The sequence below is a fragment of the Maribellus sp. YY47 genome (genome assembly GCF_023111095.1).
In the GTDB taxonomy this organism is placed as follows: Bacteria; Bacteroidota; Bacteroidia; order Bacteroidales; family Prolixibacteraceae; genus Draconibacterium.
In genome coordinates this window covers 22,270-42,341 of sequence record NZ_JALGYW010000018.1, presented here as the reverse complement: position 1 = coordinate 42,341, position 20,072 = coordinate 22,270, and the positions used below count along the sequence as shown (strand labels likewise).

Genomic DNA, 20,072 nt, shown 5'->3' with positions numbered 1-20,072 from the left:
ACTTATGAAGAAAATAACAATCATATTAACTTTCGTTTTGAGTATCGTATTTCTCTTTAACGCGTGCGATAAAATGGAAGATATACATGGGAAATACCTGGAAGGAGATATTATTTATGCACCCAAACCCTTGCAGACTCAAACCTTTGCAGGTAAAAACAGGATAAAAGTTAAATATTACCTCATCAATGCTGTTAATATTAATAAATGCATCGTGGAGTGGAACAATGGAGAAAACTCTCAAACCGTTGAGATCTCTCCAAACACTCCCATCGACTCCGTCGAATTCCTAATCAATAACCTGGAAGAAAAATCCTATCTTTTTAAAATCTACACGATTGACAAAAACGGAAATCGATCAGTAAAAGAACAGGTTACAGGTTCGGCATATGATACCAAGTATATAGCAGGTCTGACAAACAGACCAATTATCGGCATTGAAGGTGGAGGTACGGTGGATTCGGTTGTTGTAACCTGGGGAACACCGCCGCAGGGTAACACCAAAGTGGAATACAGCTATACCCGAGAAGACGGAGAAATTGTATCGGAAACGATAACACCTGATATCGACAGAGTGGTCATCAGAGGATGGAAATCGGAAAGTGACCTGACCTATAAATCCTATTACATTCCGGAAGAAACAGCTATTGACACTTTTGCTTCTGCAGAGGCAAGTGAGGTGCTTCCGGTGTATATAGAATTTGAAGGCATCAAGATCAGCAAATCAAAATGGGAAATTGTTGAATTCTCAACAGAAGAACCCGCTGAAGGTGCGCCAAATGGATTAGCTTCTGCAGCAATCGATGATGACTTGGGAACATTCTGGCACACTCAATGGAATGGAGGTAACCCGGGATATCCGCACCATTTCATCTTTGACATGAAAGACATGGTGAAAATCAACAAGATAAAAGCGTTCAGACGTCAGGGAGATGGGCGCGGCCAAACTGAGTTCCAGATACTCACCAGTCTTGATAGCGTAAACTATACACTTCAGGGAACATTTGGGTATGATCCGGCACTTGATAGCATGACTTATAATATTGGATCGCTACCGATGGCGCGCTATGTTAAATATGTGGCAACTAAAGGTCAAAATTTCTTTGCTTTCCTGGCAGAACTGGACATTTATGGACAAGTTGCTGAAAAAATTGACAAAAGTGATTGGGAAGCGATTGATTACTCTTCTGAAGAGGCAGGTGGCGAAGGTGCTATAAACGGCTATGTAACGGCGGCTTTTGACGACGACATAAATACGTTCTGGCATACTGCATGGTCAACCTCTTCTCCTGACTATCCTCACTACATAACAATGGATATGAAAAAAACTGTTCGAATGTTTGCCATGGATTTTGCAAGAAGACAGGGAAACAGTGGAGGACATAGTAAGTTCCAAATTCTCACTAGTTCTGACGGTGAGAATTTTGTGGACCAGGGAACATTTGACTTCGACAGAACGAGTGACGCTTTTCAAATGTATTCTTTGGCATTTATACCGGAAGCAAGGTATTTTAAGTTTGTTGCTTTGGAAGGTCCTAATAACTATACTTTCCTGGGTGAAATGAACGTTTATGGACAAGTATTAGAATGATTTAACATCGCTTGATGATTATAGTTAGAAAACCCGTTTCGGCGGGTTTTCTTTTTAAAGTCTGTTTTGTTTGCATAAAAATCAGTTACAAAAATAAGCACTGGAATACAATAAGTTTCCTGAGACATTGACATTGCAGGGCCCAAAGCAATACCTCCATTTTTGTTCTCCATTTTTTTACCAAAATCTTCTGAATAAGCTGACAAGCTTCCTGTTCATCTGTCGACGGATCGGGATGCCTCCTGTATGACTTAAATTACAGATAAAGAAAAACTAACGCAGGAAGCGTTTATTGGCGAGGAAACGTACTATCAGACATAATTCTCAGGTCTAAAAGATTAAAAAGATTTCTTCCAACCTTTTAGTACTTTTTAATTATATTATTAACTTTATCGTCGACTTTAAGAGAATTAAGAAGTATAACAAGCCTAAATTTACAAAACAGTGCTGAACGATAAGCTAAACTTATTTTTTACCAAAGTAAAGATGTGCCTGATTTTGTTGAACTATTCCCTTGAATTTTTACCTCCTCTCAAGCGTCCCAATAAATTTACTATGGTTCATAATGCATTCGAGAATACTACGCAAAACGCGGTTGCTTATTGTCAGCAAAGCTGAAATGACTTTTGAATGTGCTTATTACAACTAATAATCAGAATAAACATTAATAAAATATAACTGACACATTCCGTTTCGACAGGTTTCATTTTAATACTGAATTATGCATACAAAATTACTTTTACTTTTTGCCTTTATGCTGACCCTTAACTTAGCCTGGGCACAGAAACAATTTACACCATACGACGAACTTCCGGGTATGGATAAATCGGTCAAACCTTCGTACTCGGAGGATTATGAAAGCTGGGAGAAAATGCTTTATCAGTATCCCGTAAATTTTCTGGAGATCCAGACTGAATACGAAAAATACCTCTCGGCTCATCCAAAGGCAAAATCAGCCATCGTCAGGTACTACAAACTCTGGTCGCGAATAGTGGTTAATTATGCCAACGAGGCAGGTGAAATTATTATACCCGATATTTTTACACTGGAACAGCAACTTCAGGATGTTCAGCGAAACGCACAGAACCGTTTGAAATCATCGGCAAATTCAGTTCAGAACTGGACCTTTCTGGGCCCAACCGTAACCACCTGGCTTAACGACCCGAGTCTTAATGCGGCAAATATTGATGAGAACGGACACCCCAAACAATGTCCCTGGCAAGCGAATGTCTATTCTTTTGATGTAGCGGCCAGCGATCCGAATGTTCTGTTTTGCGGTACCGAAACCGGCTTTGTAAACAAAAGTACCGACAAAGGCCTCACCTGGAACCCTGTCAGTCTCAACTACCCATTTGGGGGAGGAATCACTGCAGTAGCCATCCATCCTCAAAATAAAGATATTGTATATGTTACAGGCGGAAGACAAATACATTTATCAAAGGACGGAGGTCTATCGTGGACTCCGTTATTAACTCCTGGAAACACCTTTAACACAACGCGTTTAAAAATTAATTCTGAAAATCCGGATATATTGGTAGCTGCCGCTTCCGAAGGATTGTTTATAAGCAAAGACGGAGGAATTTCGTGGGTAAAAAAATGGAGCAAAGTGGTCTGGGATGCAGAATTCAAACCGGGAACAACTTCCAACATTTACGGACTGACCAAAAACGATTCGGGTATTTTTGAAATAACGATTTCTACCGATGGAGGTGAAAGTTTTTCCGTTTCTCCCCTTTTAAATAATTACCCGGAACAATCAGGCGGATTGCTTGCTGTTACCCCGGCCAATCCCGATATTTTATATGCCACACTGTTGGCCAAAGAGGGAAGCGAAAACCTTCCCTATATTTTAAAGGCGACAAACACCGATGGAGCACTGACATGGGAACTGCGAAAGGCGGGACAATATTATTCAGTTGGTGGTCTGGGAGGTTTTACCAACGGACAAGGCTATTTCGACCTGGTACTGGAAGCCTCTCCCACTGACGAAAACATCATTTTCTGGGGAACCTGCTCGCTGTGGAAATCGACAAACGGAGGAGTTGATTATACTCCGGTGGGTGGTTATAATGGAAGCTATTCAATCCATCCTGATATACAGGACATGAAAATGCTTGCAAACGACGAAATCTGGGTAGCAACAGATGGTGGAATGAATTATTCATCTGATAATTTCACCAACCCGGTAAACTACAGTTCCCGCACCTACGGCATTTTGGGCTCCGACATGTGGGGATTCGACCAGGGCTGGAACGAAGACATTGTAGTGGGCGGAAGATACCATAACGGAAATACGGCTATTGCTGAATCATATGAAGGGAAAGCCTTGAGAATGGGTGGCGGGGAGTCGCCAACCGGATGGGTGATAAAAGGGAAAAGCCGTCACGTAGCTTACAACGATCTTGGAAACGGATGGATCTTACCCAAAACATCAGATGGCTACGCTGAAGGCAGGTTTATCTTTAGCAAATACCCCAACATGGATGAATATGGAGGGCGCCGCAGTAATTTAATTCAACACCCGTTTTATTATAACACGATTTATCTTGGCGAGGAAGATGGCTTATGGAAAAGCACCGATATGGGTGTGTCATACAATTTGCTTCATCAGTTTCCGGGCAGAGTAAGATACTTCCAGATCAGTCATATAAATCCCGATATTATGTTTGCCGATATCGTTGGATACGGTTTATTCAAAAGTACCGATGGAGGTAATAACTGGACGTTAAAACCCGCGCTCACAAACGGCACAGCAGGGAATAGCAATTGGAACGGCAAACTGTTTTTTGCCCTTTCTCCCACCGATGAAAACAAAATTTATGCATGCCTCCAAAACGGAACATGGTCATCGGATATTGGCAAAGTATTTCGTTCAAATGATGGAGGAGAAACCTGGAGCGACTGGACAGAGGGCTTGACGGAATACACCAAATGCCTGGTTGTTCAACCCACAAAAAATTCAGACGATCGCGTATATCTGTTTACTTCTTCCATCAACAACAAAATGGCTAAAGTCTATACACGCGAAGAGAATCAGCCATCTTGGATGGAATTCGATGGCGGATACCCCGCAGGTGTTAAAGTAAATTTAGCCCTTCCCTTTTATCGCGACGGAAAAATAAGAGTGTCAGGAAATGCCGGAGTATGGGAAAGCTATATGGTCGACACGACTTTTGTTCCACTGGCAACGCCCTGGGTGCAAAATGCGGCATACGATTGCATGGAAGATACCTTGTACTTCGACGATCATTCGATTTTGAATCATGAGGGAGCCACCTGGAACTGGGAGATTGAACCACAACCGGCTTTCATTGATAATCCTGACTCACGTAATCCAAAAGTTGTTCTTGGAAATCCGGGAAGTTATGATGTAACGCTAAACGTTACCATTGACGGACAAACCTACAGCAGAACAATTACCAACATGGTTGAAACAACTACCTGCCCGTCGGTTGAGGATTGCAGCAACCCCGGATCCCTCGACGCCAGTAAATGGAAATTATTATATGTCGACAGCCAGGAAACAGCAGCAGAAGACGGGAAAGCAATTAACGCGTTCGACGGAGAATCCGGTACCATCTGGCACACTTCGTGGTCTCAATCGAGCCCTGCACAACCGCATGAAATACAAATTGATCTGGCTGACACCTTCCAGATCAGCAGCCTTACCTACCTGCCACGTCAAAACAGTGCAAACGGTAGAATCAAAGATTATGAAATCTACATTTCAGATCGAAAAGAAAATTGGGGACAACCGGTTATGAGCGGAACTTTCGATAGTGGGTCAGGTCCCAAAACCCTTACATTCTCTCCCACCACAGGACGATATTTCAAGTTCAAATCGCTTTCTGAACAGAACGGAAATAACTGGACTGCGATCGCTGAAATCGACTTAAAGGGTTGCTATGCTGAAACCATCACTTCAAATGAAGATATCGCCCGTCAGGACATGATTAATGTTTATCCTGTTCCCTGTAGCGATCGTTTAAACGTCAAACTACCAAATGCCTCTCAAAACGAAACCTTACTTTGCAAGATTTATAGCAGTAACGGGGCATTGATACAACAAAAAAAGATAACTTTAGGGCTGTCGTCTCAATCTTTCGATGTTCATCATCTCATGCCCGGCATGTACTACATGATGATCAGTGGGGAGAACAACAGGCAATACAGAATAAAATTCATAAAAAACTAAAACTATGCTGAACTTTAAAACGATACTATCATTCATTATCTGTTTGTTGATACTGTTCGTTTTTTCAGCACATATTGCATTTGGTCAAAGCTCTAATTTTGTATCGAACCTACCTATTGTAAAAATTGAAACAGACGGTAAAGCCATACCGGATGAACCTAAAATAACCGCCAGGATGAAAATGATCCATCATCCTGGCGGTGAGAACCGTTTCGACGACGCTGCCAACGAGTACGACGGAATTATCGGAATTGAGTTACGAGGATCGTCGTCGCAATCGTATCCGCAAAAACCCTATGCGGTAGAAACCCGCAATGCGGATGGAAGCAACCTCAATGTAAGCCTACTGGGACTGCCCGCAGAAAACGATTGGGTGTTATTGTCGAATTACAACGACAAATCGCTGATGCGAAATTTGTTAGGTTTTAAAATGTTTGAAGAACTCGGGCACTATGCCCCCCGAGCCAAATACGTTGAAGTATTTTTAAATGGCGATTACCAGGGCATTTATCTTTTTGGCGAAAAAATTAAGCGCGACAACAACAGGGTAAATATTGCCACCTTAAAAGAAACCGATATCGACGGGGAGGAACTGACTGGCGGCTATATTTTCAAAATTGATTACTGGAACGATTACGACAGTTGGTTATCGCCCTACTCCCCACTTGATCACCCCACATTCAAGGTTCATTTTGTTTACCACGATCCCGGTTGGGACGAGCTGGTTTACCAGCAAAAGAACTATATCAAAAACTACGTTTCAACGTTTGAATCGACCTTATATAGCTCGAGTTACGCCGATCCCTCATCGGGATATGCGGCATACCTTGAGGTTGAAAGCTTTATCGACTATTTTATCGTAAGCGAAATTTCGAGAAATAACGACGGGTTTAAGAAAAGCCGGTATTTTCATAAAGATAAAAACGGCAAACTGGTTGCGGGACCTGTGTGGGATTTTGACTGGGCCTGGAAGAACATTAACGAATGCTTTATCTTCAAGGCCACCGACGGTTCGGGCTGGTCGTACAAAATAAACGACTGTAACCCCTGGGTCAAGTCGCCGGGGTGGATGGTACGCCTGTTTTCCGATGACAATTTTAAAAATCAAACTAACTGCCGTTATCTGGAAGCTCGTGCCGGTGTTTTATCCGACGAAAAGCTTTACGCAACCATCGACTCGCTGTACAACGAAGTAAAAGTGGCACAGGTTCGCCACTTTCAGAAATGGAATATACTTGGGATTAATGTTGGAGCACCCGAAGTTGATGCTCAACCTACAACCTACGACGGAGAAGTTGCCAAGTTGCGAAAATGGATTCGCACCCGCTTAAATTGGCTTGATGCCCACATGCCGGGAACCTGCCAACCCACCGATGCAGAAATCATTTCCGAAGAAAAAAATATTCAGATATATCCCAATCCTGCCAGCAACATTATTAACGTGCTTTCAACACGATATCTCGTCAATGTTCAGTTGTTCGACATCAGTGGCAAGGCGATCTTCTCGCACTCGGGTGGAGACAAAACAACATTTCAAATCAACGTATCGGGGTATAAAGCAGGGATGTATATTTTAAGATTAACCGATACAGACGGAAATATCAGAAATGAAAAAATAATAATCCGTTAATTATGCTTAACATGCTGTGTTAGTGCAGAAATTATTTATATTTTTATGAACGATCGTTAAACCATTGGTCGAAAATCCGATCCAACAACACAGAAGCTAACGATGCTGTTTTTTATTGTTTAGTCCACATATTTTAACCGAAAAAACCGGCAATATGCGAAGTTCTGTTTTTACACTTATTTTAGTTTTGTCGTGCATGCTAGTGTTTGGCAATACCGACAAAAAAGACAAACGCTATTTTCCCGGAGGGATAATTAGTCTCAACAACGACACCATCCAGGCGAGCATTTTACTCGAAAACATTACCAAAATGCAAAACGAGGTAAAATTTATCGATGCGGGTGGAAAGAAAAAATCGTTTAAACCGCCTATGATCAACGGTTTCTTTCTGGAAACAGAAGGAGGTAAAATGATTTTTGAAAGTAGAAATGATATCAACCTTTCTGCATTTCCGTCGAGAAAAGGAAATTTCTATTACCGAATATCCAACGATGTAATTCCATTGTATTATTACGTTACAACCCGCATGGAAAATACGGGAATTGAATCGGAAATGGTGGAAGTTAAAAACTACCTGTTCCGGATGAATCTAAGGTGGCATCTGTTCACAAAAGAAAATTATAAAGACTGCGCAAAACTGTTTGAAGATAACAGGGCCCTGGTTCGTGACATCGAAAACGACCAATATGAATTCGATCAGTTTCCAGAAATTATACATCGCTATGTTGTTTCCATGCAATCGCAAAACAATTAATGGCTTTTTATAACTTTGCGCCGAAACAACAATTAACATAATTGGAACCATTACTACTTAGTACTGCCTATTTCGGACCGGTGCATTATTATGCGCGCTACCTTCACCACGGAGAGGTTTACCTGGAACAATACGAAAATTTCACCAAACAAACCTACCGAAACCGTTGTATTATTCTCGGAGGCAACGGCCCTGTTCCGCTGGTAGTGCCGGTAGTAAAAGGTCGCGGCTCGAAAACGATCATAAAAGATCTCGAAATTTCGTACGATACAGAATGGCAACGAAACCAGTGGCAAACCATTGTTTCAGCCTACAATTCTTCTCCGTATTTTGAATACTACCAGGACGATCTTTTTTCGTTTTTTCAAAACAAAAGCCGTTTCCTGTTAGATCACAATATGCGAATTCATGAATTGCTGTGCGATTTTATGGAGGTCGAAAACAAACTGAAACTGACCGAAGATTTTGAAAGCGTTCCCGAAAACACCTTGAATCTTCGCCAGACCATTTCCCCGAAGGCAAAAGAAAACAGTGATTTTGCCTTTCAGCCTAAAACCTACATCCAGGTATTTGGCGAAAAATTTGACTTTGTACCCAACCTTAGCATTCTTGATCTGCTTTTTAATGAAGGTCCCAACACTTTCGACGTATTAATGGAAAGTGTTAACTTGTAGGAAAACGGCACATGCAATTTTCAAAAAACAAACGAATCAAGCTGGGGATTTTTCTCATGGTTTTTTCAGGGGTATTTTTTGCGGCAACCTTCGTCATTCCATTTCTTGAACTTTCGTCACAAACAAAAGTGATTGCATCAGCCACCAGTCTGGTTATTATGGAAGTAGTATTTTGGGCAGGAGGATTATTCGTTGGAAAAGAGTTGTTTTCGACTTACAAAAAGCAGTTGGATCCACGCAACTGGTTTATCAAAAAACAAACAAAAGACAAAGCTCCGGAGCCTCCAAAAACGGAGTAAAAAAAGGCCTCACATTTGTGAAGCCTCTTTCTGCAATTATTATTTCCTACAATAATTTAAAACCAAGCGTTACCATGAATGTTCGGTTTTTTGCATTCAAATCCTGGTAACTGTATACTTTACCACCGTGTTCCATTCTGAAATCAAGTGTCATAAACAATACATCCACCCCCACACCGTATTGAAGTGCAGCATAATGATCCTTAACGTATTGTTCGTCCAAACTGGCACTCTTTAAATCACTATCGGTAATAAAACTAAAAACCGGTCCTCCCATTACGTGAACGTTCATCGCTTTTGCATCGATTAGCTTTACTCCGAGCAACACCGGCACATCCACCGACTTGTAATCAAATTCACCAGCCATATCTTGAACTGACTTAAAATCGCCACCTTTTCGGGTAAAGTACACTTCAGGCTGAACATAAACTTTACTGATTCCCACTCGGGCAAAAGCTCCCACGTGCATTTTTGTGATCGACTCTTCATTGTAATCATCTGAATTCAGGCTTAATTTTGAATTATTAAAGCCCGCCTTAAGCCCCAAATTAAAGATCGGCTGTGCATTCGCAACGACTGAAAATACAACCAGCGAAAAAATAACAATAATACGTTTCATAGTTTCTTCTTTTTATGATTTACAATATAAATAACGTAAGCTAACTTTGTTCAGTATAATAAGAGTGCAAGTTAAGCTATTTTAGGGGCTTCCTGATTTGAAGGCACAAAAATTGTTCGAGCGAAAAAACAAATGAAGAATCAATTCATCCATAGGCTATTTCCAATCGTACTGCTTTTTTTGCAGGCATGTGTAACTCCAAAATATTTTCACGATCCATCCAGTTTCGAAATACAGAAACAAATACGTAGCTCCCGAACCTCGAATGTTTTTGTTGATATTGGCTCGGTAATCAGCACTACCATTATTGGCGTTGCGCTCGAAACCGGAATTGTGTTTCCATTAACCGATCAACAATTCAAAAAAATAAACCTGCTGAATACCACCTCCGACACCATGTATGTCAATATGCTAACCGATGTTAACTGGGACGAAAACAACTATTGTGATTTTATGGATATTCGGATTCCGCCTAAGCGAAACTGCAAAGTCAGTGTCCCGATCAATGCCAACTACAACATCTACTATAGAACAACACCCGAATGCGACGACGAAATGCTCGAGATAAACACAAATTCCGCAAAACGAATAAAATTGGCTCCCGGCCTGGTTTCAATCCCCAAAAAGGAAAAGGAAAAAAACTAAACAGATACGATTTTACGCTACTGGGCGTTTTACAAATATGGATTTTCAGCTAATTATTTTGTAACTTCCGCCTTAACCGATTCAAACAAACCACAAGCAACCAACCGTTAAGCCCTAAAAACATTAAATTATGAAACGTTATATCAACCTTTCAATAGTATGCTTATCGGTGGTCATTTTTGCTTGTCAATCCCAAACATCGCCCTCGGCAGAAAAGGAGACCATCCGAAATGAAATTACAAGTTTTTTAAACGAATTCTACTCCACTTATAAAAGCGGAGACTTTGAAGCATTGGCGGACAAGCTAAGTGAAAAAAGCCTTTTTATGGGAACAGACAGCAAAGAAGTATGGAACAAAAGTGAAATGCTGGCGATGTTGCAAAAAAAGCACGAAAACTCAAACGATAATTTTACCTATAAAATAACAACCCGGATCATTAGAATATCAGAAGATCAAAATTCGGTTTTAGTGATTGAACAACTTGAAGATACCCCGGTCTTCGGAGAAAATCTTCCTGTGCGGGTTACGACCCAACTTCAACGCCAACAAAACGAATGGCAGGTTAATTTCATCTCATGGAGTATTATTCCTGACAATAAAGATCTTTTTAAATTCATAGATTTCCTCTCGAAGACCCCAAAAGAGCCGGACACTAAGTAGCAACCCTGAGCAACTGAGTCAACGAAAAGAATGGAAGACGTATTTTCAAACTTCAACGGTTGTAGCCATTTGTTAAATATCCTGATTTTGATAGACAATGTATAGTACTGTATTGCTTCGTATTTAGATTTTATCGTATATTGGGAATAAGGGACAGTTTTTTCTATTTTAATAGATGACATTATAATTGCTGGTGATCTTGGCACAACCAGAGGTTATTAATTAATGGCTATTTTAATAGCTGATAAAGTAATGGGAGAAAAAAGGGATGAAAAGTAACAGGTATCTCAGTTGGACAGTAGGGATTATTTTACTTTGTTGTGTATTGGCAGTAATATTTTTTCCGATGGCTTCTGATAATATGACAGCATACAAGGGAATTGTTTTCACATCCATTGCAGTAGTTTTGCTTTTACTGTTTTTTCTGGTAAAAGCCCATATTATTGAATCGGATGAACACCGACATATTATTGACTGATTCTTACAGCTACAGATATAAATAATTTCAGGCAACACCATATAATCGAGCACTTAAGCGATTAAATTTTCGATGATGATTTATTTTATTATCGGCATTATTATGTCATTTTTGTAAATCATTAATGGAATTGAAATGAGAACCGGTACGATTTTTCTTTTTGCTTTTCTGATCCTATCCTTAACAGGCTTTTCACAGAACAAATATGCAATAGTTATCCATGGCGGCGCCGGTGTCATGTCAAAAGAACGTATGGATGAAACTGCGCGCGAGGAATATAAAGCGAAATTAAACGAAGCTTTGGAGCGAGGCCAAAAACTGCTCGATGAAGGATCAACTGCTACCGATGTTGTTGTACAAGTCATTAATATTTTGGAAGACTCTCCCCTGTTCAATGCCGGCGCGGGAGCTGTTTTTACACACGACGGAGTAAATGAATTAGATGCTTCCATTATGGACGGAAAAACACTAAACGCCGGAGCTGTTGCGGGAGTTCGCGATATCAAAAATCCGATTAATGCGGCGCGTGCAGTTATGGAACATTCCGAGCATGTAATGTTAAGCGGCACAGGAGCTTCAGAGTTTGCAAAAGAACAAGGCCTTGAAATTGTTCCGAATAAATATTTCTACACCGAAAACCGCTACCAATCTCTTCAGCAATTATTGAAAAAAGAGCGGGAAAGAACCGATAAAGACAACACCGGAACAGTTGGCTGCGTAGTTCTCGATAGCTATGGTAATCTTTGTGCAGGAACTTCCACCGGAGGAATGACCAACAAACGCTACGGGCGAATTGGAGATTCCCCCATTATCGGTGCCGGAACTTATGCCAACAACAGTACCTGTGCGGTTTCGTGTACCGGGCATGGAGAATATTACATCCGCCTCGGTTTTGCAAGAGATATTTCGGCTATGATGGAATACAAAAAACTGAATTTGAAAGATGCCTGCCGGGAAGAAATCAATAAACTCACAAACATGGGAGGTACTGGCGGTGTTATTGGTGTTGACCAAAATGGAAACATTGCCATGGAGTTTAACACCAGCGGCATGTTCCGGGGATACATAAAATCGACCGGAGAAAAAGAAATAGCTATTTTTAACGACGAACAATAGATACATAAACCTCAGACTTCGGCCCTCCGACTTCTGAATATCGATTTTCTATATGAAGTTTTTGTTTCCATCCTTTCTTTTTGCATTGCTGGCCATCGCCATTCCGGTCATCATTCACCTTTTTAGCTTTAAAAGGCATAAGACCGTTTATTTCAGCAATGTCGATTTTCTAAAAGACATCAAAAAGGAATCAAAAAAGAAATCGAGGCTAAAACAGCTCTTAATACTCGCCGCGCGTATCCTTACCATCGTTTTCCTGGTTTTTGCCTTTGCCCAACCCTACATACCGGCAAACAAAGATGCCAAAAAGCAAATCAGACAAACGGTGGCTATTTATATTGACAATTCTTTTAGCATGAATGCGCTTTCGGAACAAGGACAATTACTGGAAGTAGCCCGTAACAAAGCGCTGGAAATTTGCCTGGCCTACCCGGCGGGAACAAAATTCAGGCTGTTCACCAACGATTTAAAACCGAAACATCAGCACGAATTAAACCGCGAGCAGTTTATTCGCGAGGTTTCAGAAGTTCAACCTTCACCAAATGTTGTACCTTTCTCGCAGATCTACAATCGCTTTGCCGAAGAACAAAGTGCTGATGGAACAAGTTCAGATAAAAACCTGTATTTCATTTCCGACTTTCAACGCTCTGTTACTGATATTGGAAATTTCTCAGACAAAAATATTTTCAGCTATTATCTGCCGCTGGTTCCCAACGAAGTAGCGAATCTTTACATCGATTCATGTTGGGTGGAAGTTCCGGCGCATCGACTTGGGCAAGAGGAAAATGTGATGGTTCGGATAAAAAACAGTTCGAATCAGAATTACCAGAATCTGCCGTTGAAACTTTACCTGAACGATTCGCTGAAATCGATCACCAGTTTTACGGTAGAAGCACAAAACGACATTGTCGCCAGTTTGAAATACACCAACAACACCAGCGGACTGCAACTTGGGAAAATCGAAATAACCGATTATCCTTTCACGCACGATAACAACTGGTACATCAGCTACAAAGTGGAGCGCAACCTAAAAGCGCTGGCCATTTACAGCAACCCGAAGAGTTCGCAGGAAGGCCTGGCTTACCTCGATGCTTTGTTTGAAAACGACGATTATGTCATTCTCGAGAAAATGAATGAACAGAGTTTGCAGGTAAACCGCTTGAATGAATTCAATACCATCTTTCTGGTTAATCTGGAGAATTTTTCCAGCGGATTCTTAAACGAACTCGAAACCGTAGTCAAAAACGGATCATCAGTGGTTCTTTTTCCGGAGTTGAAATCGAATCCTGTATTGCTTAACAATTTCCTGTCGCGTTTTAATGCCAACCGAATTATCGGGACAGATTCAACTACTCAGGAAATATCCGGGATTGAATTTGAAAACAACTTCTACGCCGATGTATTCAAGAAAAGGGAACAAAATCCAATTCTGCCTGTAATAAATGGTCACCTGCGTTTTGAATCAGCAACCCGTTCCGACGAGCAAAATCTTTTAACTTTTCAAAACGGAGATAAAGCCCTTTCGCAGTTAAGTTTTGAAAACGGGAAAGCATGGATCTTCAGTTTCCCCCTTGACGCGAAAAATGAAGCGTTTGCACGCGATATCCTTTTTGTTCCGACCCTTTACAACATGGTGTTGAACAGTCTTCCAAAGCAGCAGATTTCTTTTACTGTCGGAAAAAACACCTTTTATTATCTTCCGCGAAATATTAGTCTGGATATGAATGCTTCCATCGAAATTTTGAACCTGAAAAACCAGGATAAAATTATACCTGCCGTAACTGCATCAGGACAAGGCATGCGTATCGATTTTGGAGATCAGATTACTCCCGACGGACATTACCTTATTGAAAACGATGGAACACCTGTGGCTTCGATGGCTTTTAACTTCGACCGAAAAGAATCGGACCTGCGTTATTTTGGTGCCGACGAAATTGAAACTCAATTGAAAGAAAATGGACTCGACAATGCGACTCTGGTACGCGAAGTGCAACGCAATTTTTCGGAGGTGCTGAGTGAAATTCAAAACGGAAAACAACTTTGGAAGCTGTGTATTCTCTTAGTACTGTTTTTTATTCTTACCGAAGTATTGCTCATCCGATTTATGAAATAGCCACTATTTCCATACGCTTAAAAGTAAATTTCTAATTTGCCTGATTTTTCTCACTGCTCTTTAACACGGGTATTTTGATTGTTTATTCCGCGCAAAAATCGTATTTCTGCATAAACTTAAAACAATTGAAATGACAACACTTACATCGAAAGATTACATGGCCAAGGAAGACAAATTTGGCGCACATAATTATCATCCGCTACCCGTAGTTTTAGCCAAAGGCGAAGGAGTTTTTGTGTGGGATGTGGAAGGGAAAAAGTATTTCGATTTCCTAGCTGCGTATTCTGCCGTAAACCAGGGACATTGTCACCCAAAAATAGTAAAAGCCCTTACCCAACAGGCAGAAACACTCGCGCTTACCTCTCGTGCCTTTTACAACAATGTGTTGGGCGACTGGGAAGAATACATGACCAAACTGTTTGGATACGATAAAATGCTGCCGATGAACTCGGGTGCCGAAGCCGACGAAACAGCGCTTAAACTGATCCGGAAATGGGCCTACAAAGTGAAAGGCATTCCGAAAAATGAAGCCAAAATTGTAGTCTGCGACGGAAACTTTCACGGCAGAACAATCACCATCATTTCGATGTCGTCTGATCCCGATGCGTACAACCATTACGGGCCTTACACACCGGGCTTTGTAAATATTCCATACAACGATCTTGAACGGTTAGAGACCGAGTTAAAAGATCCAAACGTTGCCGGATTCCTGGTTGAACCCATTCAGGCAGAAGCAGGTGTTTATGTTCCGGAAGATGGTTACCTGAAGAAAGCATCGGAGCTGTGCAAGAAATACAATGTTCTTTTTGTAGCCGATGAAGTGCAGACAGGTCTGGCTCGTACCGGAAAAATGCTGGCCTGCGATCACGAAGGTGTTCGTCCGGACATTTTAGTACTTGGGAAAGCTGTTTCGGGAGGTATGTACCCGGTTTCGTGTGTGTTGGCCGACGACGAGATCATGCTGACGATTAAACCCGGCGAACACGGCAGTACTTATGGAGGAAACCCGATTGCAGCCAAAGTAGCCATGGCCGCTCTTGATGTATTGCAGGAAGAAAAACTGGTGGAAAACTCGGAACGTTTGGGCAAAATATTCCGAGCTGAAATGAAAGCGATCAAATCGGAAATGATTGAAATTGTTCGCGGAAAGGGCTTACTAAACGCAGTAGCGATTAAACCCACCAACGGCAAATCTGCATGGGACGTTTGTCTGGCGCTGAAAGAAAACGGATTGATCGCCAAACCAACTCACGAGCACATCATCCGGTTTACTCCGCCACTGGTGATCACCGAAGAGCAAATGATGGAAGCGATCGAAATCATCAAAAAGACTTTTAAAGAATTTGAATCATAACAATACTGGAGGGGTCCGACTGAAAATCGGGCCCTTCTTTTAACCTTCTATACTTGTATGTCTGATAATCTATCCATCCGAAAAGCCAACAAAGAAGATAACAAATCAATTCTTCGCTGTATGTTACTGGCCATGGAAGATATTGCCTGTAAGTTTTTGGCAACTGAAAACAAACAATATGCTGCCGATTTTCTGCTTCATTTTATTTGTCAGGAAGGGAATATGTATTCGTGGCAAAACTGTTGGGTGGTTGAAAAAGGCAAAGAAGTAATTGCAGCTGCCAATATTTATGAAGGCGCCCAACTTGAAATTTTGCGCAAACCGGTTATCAATTTTGTACGGCAACATTTTAATCCGGAATTTGATCCGGAAGATGAAACTCAGGCCGGAGAATTTTACATCGACTCTTTGGGAGTACTAACAGAAGAGCAAGGTAAAGGCTATGGAACCACGTTCCTTCAGTTTCTGATTGAAGAATTTGTGGTCAGGAATAAACAAAACCTTGGACTTTTGGTCCGTGAAGAAAATCCGGGAGCCAAAAAACTGTACCTGCGAATGGGTTTTAAAGCTGTCGACAAGCGAATGCTGGCAGGGAAGAAAATGGAGCACCTGCAAATTTCACTGTAATTTTGAAGTAAAACCGTTTGTTCCCGGTTTGTGCTAACTAAAACTTAACAGGTCTGTCAAGTACATAAAACTTAACCGTCCCGGCAATAACGCCGTTTTCCTCTTGCAATTTTTGAATCCTCTCTGAATTTATCATGACAAGAAACTGATCGAGATCTCTTACCTCTGCCGAATAGGCAAAACTGCTGTCCTCGATGTTTATCCCCAAAACAACGGGACTAACATAAATCGTACTTAAAAAGGCACTCACCGACCGAAATCCGGCTTCCCATGCTGTAGTGTCCTTAACCTTTGCTGTTACAATAACTTTAGCCATAATTTCTTTTTTTATTAATGAAGTCTAACAGCTAAACAGATTGAAATGACGCAAAGTTCAGTTATCAGATACTAAGGCAGATACCAGCTCAACCAGAGAAAAATCATCAAAATAAAAAGTCCACGGTTAGATTATTGATAAAAGCTGGTATTCAATTTTTCACTCTTCATACAAATCATTCACATTAATTGTATTTTTGAGGCCTTAAAAGCCGTTGAAATTGATGAACACAAATACAAAACGAAATACTTTATTGCGCCTGCCTGCCGAGTGGGAACCACAGTCTTTTTTGCAACTTACTTTTCCGCATGCCAACAGCGACTGGAATTATCTGTTGAATGAAGCATCAGAATGCTTTGTAAATATTATTCAGTCGGCCGCGCGCTTTCAGCCTGTTCTTGTGGTTTGCGACAGTGTAGAACGAGTAAAAACCTATTTCACTAATTTGAACAACATCCACTTCACAGAGGTTCCATCAAACGATACCTGGGCACGCGACCACGGAGGAATCACCGTGTTGGAAGGTGAAAAACCAATTGTGCAGGATTATATTTTTAACGGCTGGGGAAAAAAATTTGAGGCCAGTCTCGATAATCTAGTCACCAAAACATTGTTTGAGCAGAAACTGATTCAAAACAGTGCACTGGAAAGTTTCGACTTTGTATTGGAAGGAGGTTCGATCGAAAGCGATGCCAATGGGACAATTCTGACTACCACAGAATGCCTGATGGAGAAAAACCGGAATCCGCAATTTTCAAAAGCAGAAATTGAGGCCATTCTAAAACAAAACCTGGGAGCGAAAAAGATACTCTGGCTCGACCACGGCTACCTGGCCGGTGATGATACCGACTCGCACATCGACACACTGGCACGCTTTTGCAACCAGAATACCATCGTTTATGTTGGCTGCAACAATCCCGATGATGAACATTACGAGGCTTTGCTGCAAATGAAAAATCAGCTGCAACAATTTACCAACGCTGATGGGAAACCGTATGATTTGGTTGAACTTCCGTTTGCCGATCCGTGTTTTGACGAAGAGGGTAACCGTCTACCGGCAACCTATGCCAATTTCACGATTATAAATGATGCGGTTCTGGTTCCGGTTTATGGTGTTTCGCAGGACGAGGAAGCTCTGGATATATTCACAAAAATCTTTCCTGAAAGAGAAATTATTCCCGTAAATTGTCGGGTGCTGATCGAACAGCACGGATCGTTGCACTGTGTAACCATGCAATATCCTCAACAAGTAGTACTGAATAGCAAAAAGTAAGAGACCATGAGCAAATTAAAAGTTGGAATCATTCAACAGGAACGTTCAAGACATAAAGAAGTCAATATTCAAAAAAGCATTGAAGAGATAAAAAAATGCGCTTCAATGGGAGCTGAACTGGTGGTTTTGCAGGAACTGCATGCCAGTTTATATTTCTGTCAGACAGAAGATGTAAACCTTTTTGATTTGGCCGAACCAATTCCCGGACCTGATTCCGAAGCCTTTGCTCAGGCTGCGAAAGAAGCAGGTGTTGTTCTGGTTACTTCTCTGTTCGAAAAACGCGCGGCGGGTTTGTATCACAACACTGCCGTTGTTTTTGAAAAAGACGGCTTAATTGCGGGAAAATACCGTAAAATGCATATTCCCGATGATCCTGCCTTTTATGAAAAATTTTACTTCACTCCGGGAGACCTGGGATTTAATCCGATCCACACGTCGGTTGGAAAATTGGGACTTTTAGTTTGCTGGGATCAGTGGTACCCCGAAGCAGCCCGTCTGATGGCGCTGGCCGGAGCTGAAGTGTTGATCTACCCCACTGCTATTGGCTGGGATCCGTCGGATACGCAGGAAGAGAAAGCACGTCAACTCGATGCCTGGATTATCTCACAACGCGGCCATGCGGTGGCTAATGGATTGCCTGTTGTAAGCGTTAACCGCACCGGTTTTGAACCCGATTCCTCGGGTGTTGGTAAAGGTATTACGTTTTGGGGCAATTCGTTTGTTGCCGGTCCCCAGGGTGAAATTCTTCGTCAGTTTTCTGCTGAATACGAACAATCAGAAGTAATTGAAATTGATATGGGACGATCTGAAGATGTACGCCGCATCTGGCCTTTCCTCCGCGACCGCAGGATAGATGCTTACGGAGATATTTTAAAACGGTACAGGGATTAAAATCACTTGGAACAATTTAAAATTATTTTATTTCAGTTTCTGGCTTGACTGTCCTAATGCGAACTATAGAAACAACAGCATAATCCCTGACAAGAAACATTGGTTATCAGTTCTGTATTTCAGATAATATTCTGTATCTTAAACTACTGACTAGCAACACAAAAATTCAATCAAACCTTGAAAAAAGCCATACTCACTGTTGTTTCTGTCATTTTTTTCTTTCAATTAAATGCGCAAGAATGGGAGAAAAATGCTTTTTATTTAAGTGAAGATCTCAGCTTCGGAAATTATGTTGGCGGAAATTTTAACCTGAATTATATTTTCAACTACGATCATGTAATTCAGGCGGGAATTTCAGGATACTTCAGAGAAGCAAAGTCACAACCTTCGGATTATTCCTCCGGATTAATTTTACCTCTCTTTACATTTGGGTTGTCAGATTTAGAAAGCATGGGAAACATCCAGGTGCTGTATGGAAGAATCATCCGGGCAAAAAACGGCCGGACTACCCGTTATAATCTTTCCGGCGGACTTGCCTACACCATGATTGATGAACCCACCAACTGGCAACGGGTCAATTCTGGTTTTTTAGGTCCTAATTACACTTACGACACAAAAGAAACAAATACCGTAAGTCTCATTTTCCATCCTAAAATTGAATTTCCATTTTCCCGCTATTTTGGAGTTTCTCTTTCATCCACCGTTCTGGTCAACAAAGACAGTGCATTTTTTGGGCTGGGCTTCGGAATTCTGGGAGGCTACCTGCGAAAGGAAAGGCCGCAGCCAACATATTGACCAAACCCGATTATCGATTTCGCAAAGTCTTAGAAGACAGA

At 41.4% G+C, this 20,072-nt stretch carries 18 protein-coding genes; 15 read left to right on the top strand and 3 right to left on the bottom strand.

What is annotated here, in order from left to right; all coding sequences use genetic code 11:
- Nucleotides 1-4 precede the first annotated feature (4 nt).
- Nucleotides 5-1,591 carry a DUF4998 domain-containing protein gene (locus MR764_RS15010; protein WP_247980256.1) on the top strand — a complete coding sequence of 529 codons (1,587 nt, stop codon included), beginning with the start codon at nucleotides 5-7 and terminating at the stop codon, nucleotides 1,589-1,591.
- On the opposite strand, the gene MR764_RS15005 is transcribed toward MR764_RS15010, so the two are convergent.
- Nucleotides 1,570-1,764 carry a hypothetical protein gene (locus MR764_RS15005; RefSeq protein WP_247980255.1) on the bottom strand — a complete coding sequence of 65 codons (195 nt, stop codon included), beginning with the start codon at nucleotides 1,762-1,764 and terminating at the stop codon, nucleotides 1,570-1,572. The genes MR764_RS15010 and MR764_RS15005 overlap by 22 nt on opposite strands.
- Nucleotides 1,765-2,312: 548 nt before the next feature.
- Here MR764_RS15005 and MR764_RS15000 point away from each other — a divergent pair.
- From MR764_RS15000 to MR764_RS14980, 5 genes are all read left to right on the top strand, one after another.
- Nucleotides 2,313-5,786 (top strand): discoidin domain-containing protein, encoded by a 3,474-nt coding sequence (locus MR764_RS15000; protein WP_247980254.1) that lies wholly within the window; start codon nucleotides 2,313-2,315, stop codon nucleotides 5,784-5,786.
- 175 nt (nucleotides 5,787-5,961) lie between these two features.
- Entirely contained in the window at nucleotides 5,962-7,416 is a 1,455-nt protein-coding gene (locus tag MR764_RS14995) for a CotH kinase family protein (protein WP_247980253.1), read from the top strand.
- A 154-nt stretch (nucleotides 7,417-7,570) separates the two neighbouring features.
- A complete protein-coding gene (locus tag MR764_RS14990) occupies nucleotides 7,571-8,170 on the top strand; it encodes a hypothetical protein (protein WP_247980252.1) in 600 nt (199 codons plus the stop codon).
- A 41-nt stretch (nucleotides 8,171-8,211) separates the two neighbouring features.
- Entirely contained in the window at nucleotides 8,212-8,844 is a 633-nt protein-coding gene (locus MR764_RS14985; protein WP_247980251.1) for a WbqC family protein, read from the top strand.
- 11 nt (nucleotides 8,845-8,855) lie between these two features.
- Nucleotides 8,856-9,143, top strand: coding sequence for a transporter suffix domain-containing protein (locus MR764_RS14980; protein WP_247980250.1), 288 nt, complete (start codon nucleotides 8,856-8,858; stop codon nucleotides 9,141-9,143).
- A gap of 46 nt (nucleotides 9,144-9,189) precedes the next feature.
- On the opposite strand, the gene MR764_RS14975 is transcribed toward MR764_RS14980, so the two are convergent.
- The gene (locus MR764_RS14975; RefSeq protein ID WP_247980249.1) at nucleotides 9,190-9,762 is read right to left on the bottom strand and encodes a porin family protein; all 573 of its coding nucleotides are present in this window, start codon (nucleotides 9,760-9,762) and stop codon (nucleotides 9,190-9,192) included.
- A 132-nt stretch (nucleotides 9,763-9,894) separates the two neighbouring features.
- Here MR764_RS14975 and MR764_RS14970 point away from each other — a divergent pair, with 132 nt between their 5' ends.
- The 6 genes from MR764_RS14970 to MR764_RS14945 all read left to right on the top strand — a co-directional run bounded on the left by MR764_RS14970 (nucleotide 9,895) and on the right by MR764_RS14945 (nucleotide 16,756).
- Nucleotides 9,895-10,407, top strand: a complete 513-nt coding sequence (locus tag MR764_RS14970) for a hypothetical protein (protein ID WP_247980248.1) — start codon at nucleotides 9,895-9,897, stop codon at nucleotides 10,405-10,407.
- 130 nt (nucleotides 10,408-10,537) lie between these two features.
- Nucleotides 10,538-11,068, top strand: a complete 531-nt coding sequence (locus MR764_RS14965) for a nuclear transport factor 2 family protein (protein ID WP_247980247.1) — start codon at nucleotides 10,538-10,540, stop codon at nucleotides 11,066-11,068.
- 613 nt (nucleotides 11,069-11,681) lie between these two features.
- Nucleotides 11,682-12,662: an isoaspartyl peptidase/L-asparaginase gene (locus tag MR764_RS14960; RefSeq protein ID WP_247980246.1), complete on the top strand. Its 981-nt coding sequence runs from the start codon at nucleotides 11,682-11,684 to the stop codon at nucleotides 12,660-12,662.
- A gap of 52 nt (nucleotides 12,663-12,714) precedes the next feature.
- Nucleotides 12,715-14,775, top strand: a complete 2,061-nt coding sequence (locus MR764_RS14955) for a BatA domain-containing protein (protein WP_247980245.1) — start codon at nucleotides 12,715-12,717, stop codon at nucleotides 14,773-14,775.
- A gap of 130 nt (nucleotides 14,776-14,905) precedes the next feature.
- A complete protein-coding gene (rocD, locus tag MR764_RS14950; protein WP_247980244.1) occupies nucleotides 14,906-16,129 on the top strand; it encodes an ornithine--oxo-acid transaminase in 1,224 nt (407 codons plus the stop codon).
- A 57-nt stretch (nucleotides 16,130-16,186) separates the two neighbouring features.
- Entirely contained in the window at nucleotides 16,187-16,756 is a 570-nt protein-coding gene (locus tag MR764_RS14945) for a GNAT family N-acetyltransferase (RefSeq protein WP_247980243.1), read from the top strand.
- A gap of 37 nt (nucleotides 16,757-16,793) precedes the next feature.
- On the opposite strand, the gene MR764_RS14940 is transcribed toward MR764_RS14945, so the two are convergent.
- Nucleotides 16,794-17,072: a hypothetical protein gene (locus MR764_RS14940; RefSeq protein ID WP_247980242.1), complete on the bottom strand. Its 279-nt coding sequence runs from the start codon at nucleotides 17,070-17,072 to the stop codon at nucleotides 16,794-16,796.
- A 223-nt stretch (nucleotides 17,073-17,295) separates the two neighbouring features.
- Between MR764_RS14940 and MR764_RS14935 the strand changes: the two genes are divergently transcribed.
- From MR764_RS14935 to MR764_RS14925, 3 genes are all read left to right on the top strand, one after another.
- Entirely contained in the window at nucleotides 17,296-18,345 is a 1,050-nt protein-coding gene (locus MR764_RS14935) for an agmatine deiminase family protein (RefSeq protein ID WP_247980241.1), read from the top strand.
- A gap of 6 nt (nucleotides 18,346-18,351) precedes the next feature.
- On the top strand, nucleotides 18,352-19,236 hold the full coding sequence (locus tag MR764_RS14930) for a carbon-nitrogen hydrolase (protein ID WP_247980240.1): 885 nt from the start codon (nucleotides 18,352-18,354) through the stop codon (nucleotides 19,234-19,236).
- Nucleotides 19,237-19,413: 177 nt separating this feature from the next.
- On the top strand, nucleotides 19,414-20,031 hold the full coding sequence (locus MR764_RS14925; RefSeq protein ID WP_247980239.1) for a hypothetical protein: 618 nt from the start codon (nucleotides 19,414-19,416) through the stop codon (nucleotides 20,029-20,031).
- The last annotated feature ends 41 nt before the right edge of the window (nucleotides 20,032-20,072 follow it).